The sequence below is a fragment of the Nocardiopsis sp. iso_25 genome, from assembly GCF_056173305.1.
In genome coordinates this window covers 6,707,618-6,721,071 of sequence record NZ_CM149667.1, presented here as the reverse complement: position 1 = coordinate 6,721,071, position 13,454 = coordinate 6,707,618, and the positions used below count along the sequence as shown (strand labels likewise).

The 13,454-nt window shown below is 70.2% G+C and carries 14 protein-coding genes; 7 read left to right on the top strand and 7 right to left on the bottom strand.

Features of this window, described 5'->3' with window-relative positions; genetic code table 11:
• Window positions 1-107 precede the first annotated feature (107 nt).
• From rpsF to AC0VX6_RS28680, 5 genes are all read left to right on the top strand, one after another.
• A complete protein-coding gene (gene rpsF / locus AC0VX6_RS28700; protein ID WP_013155834.1) occupies window positions 108-398 on the top strand; it encodes a 30S ribosomal protein S6 in 291 nt (96 codons plus the stop codon).
• A 129-nt stretch (window positions 399-527) separates the two neighbouring features.
• Window positions 528-1,118, top strand: a complete 591-nt coding sequence (locus AC0VX6_RS28695) for a single-stranded DNA-binding protein (RefSeq protein ID WP_212642079.1) — start codon at window positions 528-530, stop codon at window positions 1,116-1,118.
• 99 nt (window positions 1,119-1,217) lie between these two features.
• Entirely contained in the window at window positions 1,218-1,454 is a 237-nt protein-coding gene (gene rpsR / locus AC0VX6_RS28690) for a 30S ribosomal protein S18 (RefSeq protein ID WP_013155832.1), read from the top strand.
• Window positions 1,455-1,481: 27 nt separating this feature from the next.
• Window positions 1,482-1,928 (top strand): 50S ribosomal protein L9, encoded by a 447-nt coding sequence (gene rplI, locus AC0VX6_RS28685; protein WP_013155831.1) that lies wholly within the window; start codon window positions 1,482-1,484, stop codon window positions 1,926-1,928.
• 254 nt (window positions 1,929-2,182) lie between these two features.
• Complete coding sequence (locus AC0VX6_RS28680; protein ID WP_274975568.1) at window positions 2,183-3,016, top strand: peptidoglycan recognition protein family protein; 834 nt, start codon at window positions 2,183-2,185, stop codon at window positions 3,014-3,016.
• A gap of 68 nt (window positions 3,017-3,084) precedes the next feature.
• Here AC0VX6_RS28680 and AC0VX6_RS28675 read toward each other — a convergent pair whose 3' ends face one another.
• Window positions 3,085-4,434, bottom strand: a complete 1,350-nt coding sequence (locus AC0VX6_RS28675; protein ID WP_274975567.1) for an MATE family efflux transporter — start codon at window positions 4,432-4,434, stop codon at window positions 3,085-3,087.
• Window positions 4,435-4,780: 346 nt separating this feature from the next.
• Between AC0VX6_RS28675 and dnaB the strand changes: the two genes are divergently transcribed.
• Complete coding sequence (gene dnaB, locus AC0VX6_RS28670) at window positions 4,781-7,219, top strand: replicative DNA helicase (protein WP_274975566.1); 2,439 nt, start codon at window positions 4,781-4,783, stop codon at window positions 7,217-7,219.
• Window positions 7,220-7,320: 101 nt separating this feature from the next.
• Here dnaB and abc-f read toward each other — a convergent pair whose 3' ends face one another.
• The 6 genes from abc-f to upp all read right to left on the bottom strand — a co-directional run bounded on the left by abc-f (window position 7,321) and on the right by upp (window position 12,588).
• Window positions 7,321-9,006 carry a ribosomal protection-like ABC-F family protein gene (abc-f, locus tag AC0VX6_RS28665; protein ID WP_475467016.1) on the bottom strand — a complete coding sequence of 562 codons (1,686 nt, stop codon included), beginning with the start codon at window positions 9,004-9,006 and terminating at the stop codon, window positions 7,321-7,323.
• 623 nt (window positions 9,007-9,629) lie between these two features.
• Entirely contained in the window at window positions 9,630-9,860 is a 231-nt protein-coding gene (locus AC0VX6_RS28660; protein WP_475467014.1) for a hypothetical protein, read from the bottom strand.
• A gap of 432 nt (window positions 9,861-10,292) precedes the next feature.
• Complete coding sequence (locus AC0VX6_RS28655) at window positions 10,293-10,802, bottom strand: PH domain-containing protein (protein ID WP_130395880.1); 510 nt, start codon at window positions 10,800-10,802, stop codon at window positions 10,293-10,295.
• A gap of 18 nt (window positions 10,803-10,820) precedes the next feature.
• Window positions 10,821-10,982: a hypothetical protein gene (locus AC0VX6_RS28650; RefSeq protein ID WP_013155824.1), complete on the bottom strand. Its 162-nt coding sequence runs from the start codon at window positions 10,980-10,982 to the stop codon at window positions 10,821-10,823.
• Window positions 10,983-11,290: 308 nt separating this feature from the next.
• Entirely contained in the window at window positions 11,291-11,524 is a 234-nt protein-coding gene (locus tag AC0VX6_RS28645; protein ID WP_274975563.1) for a hypothetical protein, read from the bottom strand.
• 410 nt (window positions 11,525-11,934) lie between these two features.
• Window positions 11,935-12,588, bottom strand: coding sequence for a uracil phosphoribosyltransferase (upp, locus tag AC0VX6_RS28640; RefSeq protein WP_047868372.1), 654 nt, complete (start codon window positions 12,586-12,588; stop codon window positions 11,935-11,937).
• Window positions 12,589-12,912: 324 nt separating this feature from the next.
• Between upp and AC0VX6_RS28635 the strand changes: the two genes are divergently transcribed.
• The gene (locus AC0VX6_RS28635) at window positions 12,913-13,413 is read left to right on the top strand and encodes a tRNA adenosine deaminase-associated protein (RefSeq protein ID WP_043705448.1); all 501 of its coding nucleotides are present in this window, start codon (window positions 12,913-12,915) and stop codon (window positions 13,411-13,413) included.
• Window positions 13,414-13,454: the final 41 nt, after the last annotated feature.

The window sequence follows — 13,454 nt, the reverse complement described above, 5'->3', positions numbered from 1 at the left end:
GAGTCCGCGCGACGCCCGCCCCCGCGGCGCGGAACCCGTCCCGGACTCCTGCCCTCCTGCTATGGAGATTCCATGGCCGCGACAGTCCAGAGGAGGAACGTACGCCTATGCGTCGTTACGAACTCATGATCATCCTCGACCCCAACCTCGACGAGCGCACCGTCGCCCCGTCGCTGGAGAACTTCCTGGGTGTCGTCCGCAACGACGGCGGCTCGGTGGAGAAGGTCGACATCTGGGGCAAGCGCCGTCTCGCCTACGACATCGACAAGAACGCCGAGGGCATCTACGCGGTGATCGACCTCACCGCCGAGCCCGCCACGGTCAAGGAGCTGGACCGCCAGCTCGGTATCGCCGAGGCCGTGCTCCGCACCAAGGTGCTCCGCCCCGAGGTCCACTAGGCGGCCTCCCGCCGCCGTCCCCCGCCCCGACTTCCACCCCGGCCCCGACGGTTATGTCAGTGGTCGCGCGGATGATCGGGGGAACAGGCGAAACCGCCTGATCCGACTACCTCGAACCGGAGCCCATCCATGGCAGGCGAAACCCAGATCACGCTCGTCGGCAACCTGGTCGACGACCCTGAACTGCGCTTCACTCCCAGTGGAGCCGCGGTCGCCAACTTCCGTGTGGCCTCGACGCCCCGCACCTTCGACCGCGCGTCGGGGGAGTGGAAGGACGGCGAGTCCATGTTCCTCACCTGCACCGTCTGGCGGCAGTACGCGGAGAACGTGGCCGAGAGCCTTCAGCGCGGCATGCGCGTCATCGTGCAGGGCCGGCTGAAGCAGCGCTCGTACGAGACCCGCGAGGGTGAGAAGCGGACCGTCTTCGAGATCGACGTCGACGAGGTCGGCCCGGCCCTGCGCAGCGCCACCGCCAAGGTGACCAAGTCGCAGCGCCAGGGCGGCGGAGGCGGCTTCGGCGGTGGCGGCGGCGGTGGTTTCGGTGGCGGCCAGCCCCAGCAGGGCGGCGGCTACGGGAACCAGGGCGGCGGCTTCGGCGGGTCGCAGGGCGGCGGAGGCCGCAGCGGCCCCCCGGCCGACGACCCGTGGGCGACCAACGGCGGCGGTGGCGGCGGCTTCGGCGGCGGAGGCGGGGGCTTCTCCGACGAGCCCCCGTTCTAACCGCGGCGAGTACCCCGTCCGGCGCCCCGAGGCGCCAGACCCTTTCCACATCAGACCATCCCCGGGAGGACCCCGGGGCTCTTGCGAAGGAGCACCACGATGGCTAAGCCGGCAGCGCGCAAGCCCAAGAAGAAGGTTTGCCTCTTCTGCCAGGAGAAGCAGTCCTACATCGACTACAAGGACACCACGCTTCTCCGCAAGTTCATCTCCGAGCGCGGCAAGATCCGCGCCCGCCGCGTCACGGGTAACTGCACCCAGCACCAGCGCGACGTCGCGACCGCGATCAAGAACGCGCGCGAGGTGGCCCTGCTGCCCTACACCAGCACCGCCCGCTAACGGCGATATCCGAGGGAGGTTTTTGTCGTGAAGCTGATTTTGACCCACGAGGTCAACGGTCTCGGAGCCCCCGGCGATGTCGTCGAGGTGAAGAACGGCTACGGTCGCAACTACCTGCTGCCCCGCGGGTTCGCCATCCGGTGGACGCGCGGCGGTCAGAAGCAGATCGACCTGATCCAGCGCGCGCGCTCCGCGCGTGACATCCGCACGCTCGACGAGGCCCAGCAGGTCGCTGGCCGCGTCAACGCGCTCACCGTGCGCCTCAAGCAGCGCGCCGGCGAGGGCGGCCGCCTGTTCGGCTCGGTCACGCCCGCGGACATCGCCGACGCCGTCAAGGCGACCGGTGGTCCCGAGCTGGACAAGCGCCGGATCGAGATCAAGAACCCGATCAAGGCCGTCGGAAGCCACAAGGTCCAGGTCCGCCTGCACCCCGAGGTCTCCGCGACGATCAAGCTGGACGTCGTCGGTTCCTGACCGGCGCCGTGCACTCCGGGCCCCGTCTCCCTCCGGGAGGCGGGGCCCCGCTTTTCCCATGCCTCCCGGGGTTTCCGCCGCGCCCCCGACGGCCCTCCGAGGGCCCGGCCTCCCCGGAGGTGGTCCGCGTTCTTGTTCGGTTCTCCTGACACGCCTGGTCGACAGACAACCCTTTGATTACTCTTTGTAATCTATCGTGTTCTCTGTGTTGGTGTCGTACGTTGCACCACCCAGCACGGAGAGGACGCAGAGCCATGACCGTGGAAAGAAGAGACGAGCCGGGCCGACACACACGGGTGGACCGCAGGACCGTTCTGCGGGGAACCGCCCTCGCCGCCGGGGGAGTGCTCCTCGGCGGGATCGCCGGGATCCCCGCCGCGGACCGGGCCTCCGCGGCCACGCGACCCAAGGTGTACACGCGCGCCGACTGGGGGGCGCGCGCTCCGAAGAACAAGATCGAGGTCGTGCGCCGCGGGGCCACGCACATCGTCGTGCACCACACCGCCACGGCGAACGCGTCCGACACCTCGACCTCGCACGCCGCGTCGCTGTCGCGCTCCATCCAGCGGTACCACATGGACACCAACGGGTGGAGCGACATGGGGCAGCAGTTCACCATCAGCCGCGGCGGCCACATCATGGAGGGGCGCGACCAGAGCCTGCGGGCCGTCAGCGCGGGACACCACGTCCTCGGCGCGCACACCGCCAACCACAACGAGCACGCGATCGGGATCGAGAACGAGGGCACCTACACCTCGGCGAGCCCGCCCGCGGCCCTGCTGGACTCGTTGGCGGACACCTGCGCCTGGCTGTGCCTGGCCTACCGGCTGGACCCCGACGAGGCCATCGTCGGCCACCGCGACTTCAACGCGACGGGCTGCCCCGGCGACAAGCTCTACGCGGCGCTTCCCCGACTCCGCTCCACCGTCCGGAGCAGGATGCGGGAACAGCTCGCCCATCCGGGCGCGGCGGCGGTCGCGGCACCGGAGCCCGACCAGCTGCCGACCTACCCCGACGTGCCGCGGGACGAACAGGTGAGGCCCTACAGTCACGGACCCGCCGTCGGTGAGCGCGACACGTTCACGTGACCTCTCCGGTCCGCCGGAGGGACACGGGCACCGGGCCCGTCACGGCCGCGCCGTGGCGGGCCCCCTGATCAGGGCCGGTACGCGCCGGTGACCAGCCAGGCCGTACTCCGGGCCCGGAACCCGAGGGTGACCGCGCGGGCGAGGATCCACACCCCGAAGGCGACCCACAGGCTCACCAGCGCCCACAGGGGGCCGTCCGCCAGCCGCGGCAGGACCAGGGCGAACGGCAGGAAGACCAGCATCGTCCACAGGGACGCCCACGCCAGGTAGCGCTGGTCCCCGGCGCCCATCAGCACGCCGTCCAGCACCATGGTCACCCCGCTCAGCGGCTGCAGCAGCGCGACCACCACCAGCGAGGACGTGATCAGGACGCGCACCTCGGGGTCGGAGGTGAACGGGATCCACGCCCACGGCAGCGCCAGGAACACCAGCGCCGCGAAGACCAGGCCCAGCCCCACGCCCCACTCCACCATGCGCCGCGTGGCGTCCCGGGTGCCCTGGACGTCCCCCGCGCCCAGGTAGCGGCCCACGATGGACTGCCCGGCGATGGCGATCGCGTCCATGGCGAACACCAGCAGCGCCCAGATGTTGTGGCTCACCTGGTGCGCGGCGATCGACGCGTCGCCCAGCCGTGCCGCCACCGCCGTGGTCACCAGGGCCACCACGCGCATCGACACGCTGCGCAGGAACAGGGCGAACCCCGCCGAGGCCGAGGCGCGCAGGCCCGCCGTCGTGGGCGTGAGCGACACGCCCTCGCGCCGGGCGGCGCGCGCGATCGTCATCACGTACCAGAGCGCGCCCCCGCCCTGGGCGAGGACCGTCGACCAGGCCGAACCCGCGATGCCCCAGTCCAGGACCAGCACGAACACCGAGCACAGCACCGCGTTGGCCACGTAGGAGCAGACCGCCACCACCAGCGGGGTCCGGGCGTCCTGGAGGCCCCGCAGCACACCGGTGCCCGCCATGACGATGAGCAGGAACGGCGTGCTGAGCAGGCTGATGCGCAGGTAGGTCAGGGCGTGGGGCGCCACGTCGGGCGAGGCGCCCAGCGCCTCCACCATCACCGGGCCGAGCGGCCAGCCGATCGTGACGGCCGTGAGGCCGAGAAGGACAGCGAGCCACAGCCCGTCCACGCCGTCCCGCACGCCCCCGGGGATGTCGCCCGCACCGAACCTGCGCGAGACCGCCGCGGTGGTGCCGTAGGCGAGGAAGACGCAGACGGCCACGAGCGTGAGCAGCACCTGCCCGGCCACGCCCAGGCCGCCGAGCGCCTCGGTGCCCAGCGTGCCGACGATCGCGGAGTCGGTGAGCAGGAACAGGGGCTCGCTGATGAGCGCGAAGAACGTCGGGACCGCCAGGGCGAGGATCTCGCGGTCGTGGCGGTGCCGGAAAGGGGCGGCCGAAAGCAGTCGTGGCATGACCAGCACACAGTATCGGACACGCGTTCTACGCGGGTGTGGAGTTGTCCACACCCCGGCCGAAGCCTGTGGATAACCTGTGGAAACACGCCCTGTGAGGCATCTTGCACCCCCTGACTGCATCCTGCGTTTTGGCAGGTCAAGGGCTATATGCAGTGGTCGTGGCAAAGTTATCCACAGGTGATGTGCACAACCCCGGTCCGGGATGCCCTGCGGGGCACCGGACATGGTGGTAAGGGACGTGTCCACAACCTCCGGCCAAGGCGCCTCCGGCATCCGTCATGGGGCATCCTGGAAGGGTCGGCCCGTTCCCGGGCCGACGGAAGTACCGTCCCGGGGAGCGTTCGTGAGTGTCGCTGAGCAGCCACCTGAAGAAGGCGGATACGAGCGCACCCCGCCCCACGACATCCAGGCCGAGCAGAGCGTGCTCGGCGGCATGCTGCTGTCCAAGGACGCCATCACGCAGGTCGTGGAGATCATCCGCTCCGCGGACTTCTACCGGCCCGCGCACCAGATCATCTACGAGAGCGTCGTCGACCTCTTCTCCCGAGGCGAGCCCGTGGACGCCATCTCGGTCAACGCCGAGCTGACCAAGCGCGGCGAGGCGACCCGGGTCGGCGGCGCCCTCTACCTGCACACCCTCACCGAGGCCATCCCGACCGCCGCCAACGCGGGCTACTACGCCAAGATCGTCTCCGACCGCGCGGTCCTGCGCCGCCTGGTCGAGGTGGGCACCCGCATCGCCCAGATCGGCTACGCCGGGGACGGCGAGGTGGACGACCTGGTCGACCACGCCCAGGCCGAGATCTACAAGGTCGCCGAGAAGCGAACCGGCGAGGACTACGTCGCGCTCGCCGACATCATGCCGGGCGCCCTGGACGAGATCGAGGCGATCGGCGCCAACGACGGCACCATGACCGGCGTGCCCACCGGCTTCGCCGACTTCGACGCCCTCACCAACGGCCTCCACCCCGGCCAGATGGTCATCATCGCCGCCCGCCCCGCCGTGGGCAAGGCTTTGGCCCTGGACACGCCCCTTCCGACACCCGGCGGATGGACCACCATGGGGGAGGTGGAGGTCGGCACCGAGCTGATCGCCGCCGACGGGACACCCACCCGGGTGGTCGCCGCCACAGAGGTCATGACCGGGCGCCCCTGCTTCGAGGTCGTGTTCGACGACGGCACCACCGTCGTCGCCGACGGCGACCACCAGTGGCTGACCCACACGCGGGCCTCGCGGCGCGCTGCCCGGGAGGCCGGGCTCCGGGGCGCGGTTCCCCGTGTGCTGCCCGAGGTGCGGACCACCAGGGAGATCGCCCGGACCCTGCGTACGGAGACCGCCGACCGCAGGCTGAACCATTCGGTGGTCAACGCTGCGGCGATCGAGCTGCCCGAACGCGACCTCCCCCTGCCGCCCTACTTCCTCGGCGCCTGGCTCGGTGACGGAGCCTCCGTCGCCGCCCGGGTCACCAGCACTGACCCCGAGGTCCTGCTCAACATCGAGGCCGAGGGACTCGTGACCAAGCCGGTCGGCTCCTCCGGCATGACCTACGGTGTCTTCCTGCCGGAGGAGGACACCGCGCCCGCGGCCCGTGAGTGCGTCGCCAGCCACGGCAGTGTCCAGGCGAGGTTGCGCACCCTCGGAGTTCTGGGGAACAAGCACATCCCCCAGGAGTACCTGCGCGCCTCGGCCGACCAGCGGCGCGCCCTCCTCGCCGGTCTGCTGGACACGGACGGCACGGTGAACGCCACCGGTTCCGTGCAGTTCGCGGTCACCAGCCAGCGCCTGGCGAACGGCTTCCGGGAGCTGGCGCACAGCCTGGGATACCGCACCGGGATGGTGGCCAGGCGGGTCGGCGGCCGGTCGGAGGAATCGTCCACCTGCTACACGGTCACCTTCGGCTCCAGGAGCGAGGTCTTCCGGCTCGAACGCAAGAGGTGTGCGCACCGGGAGCGCGGCGCCGACCGCGGTTACGCGCGGATCGGCTCCCGGTTCGTCACCGAGGTGCGACCGGTGGAGAGCGTTCCGGTGCGCTGCGTCCAGGTGGACCACCCGGACCACCTGTTCCTGGCCACCCGGTCGATGGTCCCCACCCACAACTCGACGCTGGCCCTGGACTTCGCGCGTGCGGCGTCCATCAAGCACGACATGACCGCGGTCTTCTTCAGCCTGGAGATGGGGCGCAACGAGATCGTCATGCGCCTGCTGTCGGCGGAGGCGCGGGTGCCCCTGCACACCATGCGCTCCGGGCTGATGACCGACGAGGACTGGACCCGCCTGGCCAGGCGCATGGGCGAGGTGGCCAACGCGCCCCTGTTCATCGACGACTCCCCGAACATGTCGATGATGGAGATCCGGGCCAAGTGCCGACGGCTCAAGCAGCAGCACGACCTCAAGCTGGTCATCGTCGACTACCTCCAGCTGATGAGCTCGCCCGGCCGGGTGGAGAGCCGCCAGCAGGAGGTCTCGGAGATGTCCCGGTCCCTCAAGCTCCTGGCCAAGGAGCTGGAGGTCCCGGTGGTGGCGCTCTCCCAGCTCAACCGAGGTCCCGAGCAGCGCACCGACAAACGCCCGCAGGTGTCCGACCTTCGCGAATCGGGCAGCATCGAGCAGGACGCGGACATGGTCATCCTGCTCTACCGCGAGGACGTGCACGACAAGGAGTCGCCGCGCGCGGGCGAGGCGGACATCATCGTGGCCAAGCACCGCAACGGCCCCACAGCGGACGTGACCGTGGCCTTCCAGGGCCACTACAGCCGGTTCGTCGACATGGCGCCCGGCTAGCCGCCGCGTCGGGGCCCGCCGTGCCACAGGCCCCGAATATCGGCTAGTCGTAATAGCGGTTTATGGTCAAGCCGATTTGTCGACAAAGCGCTACGCCCGCTTCACGCGGAGTCGCTGACCACGATCCCCTCCCGTAGTTCCAGGTGGCGGCCGGTGAAGCGCTGCCGGGTCCTGCGGTCGTGTGACACGACCACCAGTGTGCCCTCGTAGCGCGTCAGCGCCTCCTCCAGGTCCTCCACGAGACCGGGGGAGAGGTGGTTGGTCGGCTCGTCCAGGAGCAGCAGGTCGTAGGCCCCCGACGTCAGCCGGGCGACCTCGATCCTCCTGCGCTGGCCCACCGACAGGGACGCCACCGGCTGGTCCAGCTCCCCGGGCCGGAAGAGTCCGAGCGAGGCCAGCTCGTCCCGGTGGTCCTCGGCGAAACCGGGCCGCCCCGCGGCGTAGGCGCCGAGCACGGTCTGTCCGGCGGCGAAGGAGCCGTCCTCCTGACGCAGGTAACCCACCCGGCCGGGGACCGAAACCCGTCCCTCGTCGGGGAGCGCGTCCCCGGACAGGACCCGGAGCAGGGTGGTCTTGCCCGCCCCGTTCGGCCCGGTGACCAGCACGCGTTCGCCCGGAGCGAGGTCCAGGCAGGGCACCTCCAGGCGGTGGTCCACCCGGACCCCCTCCAGAGAGGCGGCCGGAGTGCTCTCCCCGGCGCGGGACCCGGTGAACCCGGCGGTCATCCGCAGCGGTACCGGCGGCGGCGCCACCGGGTCGGCGGTCAGCCTCTCCATCCTCTCCTTGGCGTTGCGGACGCGGCCCATGGAACCGTGCGCGGCCCCGCGCATCTTGAACGCCCCGTGGCCGAACGCGGCCTTCTCCATCTTGCGCGGGATGGCCCGCAGCGCCGCGATGCTGTTCTCGGCCAGCCTGCGCTGCCGGGCCAGGTCCGCCCTCCACTCCTCGTACTCGCGGATCCACCGGGCCCTGGCCGAGGCCTTCGCGGCCAGGAACCCGTCGTAGCCGTTGCCGTACCGGCGGATCCGGCGCAGGTCGTGGTCGACCTCCAGGACGGTGTCGGTCACGTTGGCCAGGAACGCCCGGTCGTGGGTGACGGCCACGACCGTGCCCCGGTGGCGGCGGAGCCGGTCCTCCAACCAGGCGACCGCGCGGTCGTCCAGGTCGTTGGTGGGCTCGTCCAGTAGGAGCAGTTCGGGTGAGGCCGCCAGCATCGCGGCCAGGGCCAGGCGCGAGCGCTCCCCTCCGGAGAGGGTCCTCAGCGGGCGGTCGCGGTCCAGGCCGGGAAGGCCCAGCCCGTGCAGTCCGGCGTCGACGCGCGCGTCGGCGTCGTAGCCGCCGCGCGCCTCGAACCGGGCGAGCAGGTCGCCGTAGGCGTCCAGCTCCTCCGGGGTGGCGGAGCCGAGCGTGCTCTCCGCCGCGCGCAGGCGCGCCTCCATGTCGCGCAGGACGGCCAGGGCGGAGTCGATCGCGTCGCCGACGGTGCCGGTGGAGACCCCCACCGCCTCCGGGGTCTGCCCCCCCGCCCCGACCCCTTCCAACGTTTGTCGTAGGAGTCCGACTCCTCCCGGGGCGCGGACCGTGAGGTCTCCGTTGGTGGGCTCCTCCTCCCCGGCGAGCAGGCGCAGCAGCGTGCTCTTGCCGGAGCCGTTGTCGCCGATGACCCCGACGCGCTCACCGGGGCTGATGGTGAGGGTGACACGGTCGAGCACGGTGTGGTCGCCGTAGCGGTGGGTGATGTCGTTGAGGGTGAGCTGGGACCGTGCTCGTACTCGGGCGGTGAGCATGCGCGCCTCCTGATCTGCGGTGTGGCTGGGAGATGAGCCGCGGATCGACGGTGGGGCGCTGGCGTTCCGGGTTTCGGACAGGGCGCGGCGATGGCGCGGGTCCGAGGAAAGGGAACGGTGAGGCCTTCCGTGGTCGACCGCGGTACAGCGACGCCGGGGAGCGCGGGGAGGTCGCCGTGCGGCGCTGGGCGCTGGCGGCGGTGGCTCGGGCGTCGGACGCGGGACTACAGGAAGATCAGCCTCATGTGCAAGACGATACGTCTCGTTTTGTTGGCCGTCAAGCGGAGATTCGTGAGACCGACATCACGGGTTTCGGGGCGACAGGAGGCCTGTAACGGCTAACCACTTTGCTCTTTATGGTCAAGCCGATTTGTCGACAAAGGGATGTGGAGACAGGAGGAGGTCGCCGGGCGGCCCCGCGCGGACTCCGCGGACGACGAGGGGGCCGCCCCGCGGGACGGCCCCCCGCGCTCGCTTCGGTTCACCGCGTACCCGCGCGCCGGAATCGGCGCGGCCCCTCACTCGCCGGGCCCGTCCGTGCGGGGCGCGGCCGGCCCCGGGCAACGGCGAAGGCCTCCCCGCCCGGAGGATCCGGGCGGGGAGGCCTTCGTTCGAACCGCCGGCTAGAGCCAGCGGACCTCGGGGCGGTTCCGACCGTTGTCGTCGGTGACCAGCACCCAGTGCATGATCGGGTGTCCCGACGTCGTCGCGTCGGCGTCCTCACGGGGCTGCGGGACGTTGACCGGCTCGGTCGCGAGACCGGAGAGGCGGTTGGTCCCAGCCGAGAGGCGGGTGCGCCGACGGGTCGTCGAGAACCGAGTGGGGTGGGGTGCACGGTCCGTCCTGCGCGCCATGGGACCCTCCTCGTTTCCGTTTCAGATGTCCCAAGTTAACCCTACGTTCACCTTCGAGTCAATTCGCCGGATGCCGTGGGCGTGGTCCATCGGGGGTTCGGCCTCCGTGTGGAGGCTGCTTGGAGACATGCCCAGGTCGTGGGGTTCTATGCGTGATGTGCCGAATGCCCTGTGTGACGGTTCTCTGACCTGCGTCGGAGAAAGGAGTATGTCACCCGAAGGGAAGGTTAACAGGAGGTGAACGAGGCACGAAGGAGGCGCTCGGTCCGGCCGCGCGTGCCCGGCGCCGCGCGGCAGCACCGGAGGGGTCCGGCCGTGTACGACGGCCACGGCCCGCCGGGGACCGCCTCCCGCCAGCCCGGCGGGGGCCCGAACACAGCGAGAGCACCCGCCGGGACGGCGGGTGCTCCGCGTGGGCCTTGAGGTGCGGGGTCACTCCTTGAAGATGAGCCCCACGACCTCCAGGTAGAGCTGCTCCGGGTAGGGGATGAAGTCGATCCGGCTCAGGGCCTGGTCCTGACCGGCCGACTCCATCACGAAGGTCCCGTAACCGAGGAAGCGGCCCAGCAGGGTCCGCTCGAACCTCATGTCGGTGACCTTGCCCAGCGGCATCATGTTCACCTGCCGGACGATCAGGCCGGTGGTCAGCAGGAGCCGTGCGGAGGTGATGACGAAGTAGTCCACCGACCACTCCGCTACCCGCCACACGAACCACACCAACACCAGCAGCCACACCCACCAGATGATCGCCAGCGTCGCGGCGCTGGCGGCGATGGAGGTGTTGCTGAGGATCCCGGCGAGGATCAGCGCGCCGAGGACCGCTCCGACCGGACCGATCAGCACCGCGGGGTGCCGACGGATGGTCACCACGTCCTGCTCGTGCGGCAGGAGGTAGCGGTTGACCGACGCAGGAGCGCTGTTACTCGACGCTACGAGCCGCATGCCACCCGACCGTTCCGGTTACAGGAGCGCGTTGACGAAACGGGACATCGACTCCGCGCCCCCCATCAGACCGCCCAGAGCGCTCTCGATCACCCCGGCAGCGCTTTCCGGCTGTGTGAACAGATAGAACGCCACGAAAGCGATGAGCGCGTAGCCGCCCCATTTTTTCAACTTCGCCACGACTGACTCCTCTTGGAATCCACCTGACCCACTAACCCAGCAGTGATTGTCGCACCGACCATCATGCCCGTAAAGCCTGGGGCGCACCCTCGGCGTGGCGGTATGTCGGACCTTCCTCGCATGCGGGCTGTGTCCGGTTCCGGTGGTGTTGGTAACCCAGTGATTGGTGGTCCGGAATGTGGTTCAGGTCCATCGAGGACTATGACATTAAGGACACTGCTGGATATAAGGGGGTAATTCATCTCCCCCTGCGCAGGCCAGCGGAGATCGGACAGGCCGAAAACCTCGGTAGGTCCCGCTCGGAACCGCTAGGACCGCTCGGCGAAGGCCAGCGCGAGCACTTGGAGGTGCTGTCGAGCGATCCGCTCCACGAGGTCGGGGGTCGCCCTGCCGGTCACGTCCTCGGCGCCGTGCCGCGCCGCGTCCACGCACCGGGTGACGGTGGAGGTGTGGTGCACGTCGGAGAACTCCTCGGCCAGCCGGCTCCGCACCGGTTCGAAGCGAGAGTCGCGGGCGGTCGAGGTGGAGGGGTTCTCGTTCATCTCACTCCTTGGGGGCTACGGGGGTCGCGCTGTGTGTTCTTTCGGGATCTTTCGGTAGCCGCTGGAGGGTGGACGAAGCGCCGCGCCGGAGGAGGCTCGGGCGTGCGGTGTCAGCGGGCTGAGAGGGAGATCTGGGGTGAGGGGGTGTTTCGGTCCGGCTGGTCTCCGCTTACGGGCGTGCGGGAACCATCATCGCTCCTCTCTGTTACATTACCGTCTCGAAATGAATTCGGCTAATGCAAAGCCGTGTCGGCGCTTGCGCCGGCTCGCCGTGTCCACCAGGGCGGACGGGGGAGTCGGCAGCAGGCATGCCCGATTTTCGGTCGTTCATTCCTCCGGTCGCAAAAAGAGCCGAAAAAGCGCCCAACCGTGATCCGGCGGGCGCTGGGTGCGGACGGGGCGGGTGTGTCTCAGGAGCAGCCGTAGAGGCGGTCGCCCGCGTCGCCCAGCCCCGGCAGGATGAAGCCCTGCTCGTTGAGCCGCTCGTCCACCGCCGCCGTGACCACGCGCAGGGTCGCGCCGTGGTCGGGGTCCAGGTCCTCGGCGAGCCGCTGCTCCACCGCGGTCAGGCCCTCGGGGGCGGCGAGCAGGCAGATCGCGGTGATGTGGTCGGCGCCCCGCTCCACCAAGAGCTTGAGCGCGGCGGCCAGGGTGCCGCCGGTGGCCAGCATGGGGTCCAGCACGTAGCACTGGCGGCCGGACAGGTCCTGCGGCAGCCGGTCGGCGTAGGTGGCGGGCTGGAGGGTGTCCTCGTCGCGGGCCATCCCCAGGAAGCCGACCTCGGCGGTGGGCAGCAGGCGGGTCATCCCGTCGAGCATGCCCAGGCCCGCGCGCAGGATCGGCACCACGAGCGGAGTGGGGCGCGTCAGCTGCGTTCCGGTGGTCTCCACGAGCGGGGTCCGGATAGTGACGTCCGTCACTCGGACGTCCCGGGTCGCCTCGTAGGCGAGCAGGGTCACCAACTCGTCGGTCAGGCGCCGGAAGGTCGGGGAGTCGGTACCCACGTCGCGCAGGGTGGTCAGTTTGTGCGCGACCAGGGGGTGGTCGACGACCAGGGTTTCCAAAGCGTTCTCCGGTTGAGCTGGGACAACAAGACGGTGGCTGGGGAGGAGGCCTGCCCGAGTCTAACCGCGCGCGTCCACCGGACCGGAGGCGCCGCGGGCCGCGTGGTCCCCGCTCCGGACCGGCGCGGCCGCGCGGCCGGGGACGTCCGGGGGGCGCGGGGACGGCGGAGGGGCGAGCGGGGAACCGGTTCTCATGAGAGCGTGGTCCGGAATGACGCGGACCGAGGGGGACGGTGGCACCGGAGTGATCGTTACCATGTCACTCGCACGGGCGATCCGGGATTCCTTCGTCCGCACCGATACACCGGCCGGGTTGGGGTGACGATGACAGTGCTCGATCATGGTGACGACGACTCGGGCGACTTCGCGGCCATCGCGTACAGGGAAGAGGAGTACTGGGACGTCGACCTGCTCCCCGTGACCCTGACGCACGACCTCAAGGGGCTGATCCACGCCCTGCGCCAGCAGCCGAGCATCAGCGGCTCACTCGGCCTGGTCTCGGTCGGCGACGACTTCTTCGTCATCGTGCGGGTCTACGGTGAGGACGTCTCCCTCTTCCTGTCCGACGTGACCGCGTCCGTGGACTGGCAGGTGGCCCGGGACGTTCTGGACTACCTGGACATCGACCAGCCGGACGACGACGACCTGGACCAGGTGCTGCCCGCGGGCGACCTGTCCATCGTGGCCGACCTCGGGCTGGACGAGATGGAGCTGGGCGCCCTGGCGGGCGACCTGGACCTGTACCCCGACGAGGTGCTGGCCAGCGTGTCCGAACGGCTGGGATTCGCCCAGTCCTTCCAGCGTGTACTGGATGGTATGGGGTAAGGACCTGCCGAGAAGAGCATCCGGGCGGACAGGAGAGCACG

Bases quoted from the DNA above. Each gene is read 5' to 3' on its own strand.
- rpsF (WP_013155834.1), top strand. From the start codon at position 108: ATGCGTCGTTACGAACTCATGATCATCCTCGACCCCAACCTCGACGAG.
- AC0VX6_RS28695 (WP_212642079.1), top strand. From the start codon at position 528: ATGGCAGGCGAAACCCAGATCACGCTCGTCGGCAACCTGGTCGACGAC.
- rpsR (WP_013155832.1), top strand. From the start codon at position 1,218: ATGGCTAAGCCGGCAGCGCGCAAGCCCAAGAAGAAGGTTTGCCTCTTC.
- AC0VX6_RS28680 (WP_274975568.1), top strand. From the start codon at position 2,183: ATGACCGTGGAAAGAAGAGACGAGCCGGGCCGACACACACGGGTGGAC.
- AC0VX6_RS28675 (WP_274975567.1), bottom strand. From the start codon at position 4,434: ATGCCACGACTGCTTTCGGCCGCCCCTTTCCGGCACCGCCACGACCGC.
- abc-f (WP_475467016.1), bottom strand. From the start codon at position 9,006: ATGCTCACCGCCCGAGTACGAGCACGGTCCCAGCTCACCCTCAACGAC.
- AC0VX6_RS28660 (WP_475467014.1), bottom strand. From the start codon at position 9,860: ATGGCGCGCAGGACGGACCGTGCACCCCACCCCACTCGGTTCTCGACG.
- AC0VX6_RS28655 (WP_130395880.1), bottom strand. From the start codon at position 10,802: ATGCGGCTCGTAGCGTCGAGTAACAGCGCTCCTGCGTCGGTCAACCGC.
- AC0VX6_RS28645 (WP_274975563.1), bottom strand. From the start codon at position 11,524: ATGAACGAGAACCCCTCCACCTCGACCGCCCGCGACTCTCGCTTCGAA.
- AC0VX6_RS28635 (WP_043705448.1), top strand. From the start codon at position 12,913: ATGACAGTGCTCGATCATGGTGACGACGACTCGGGCGACTTCGCGGCC.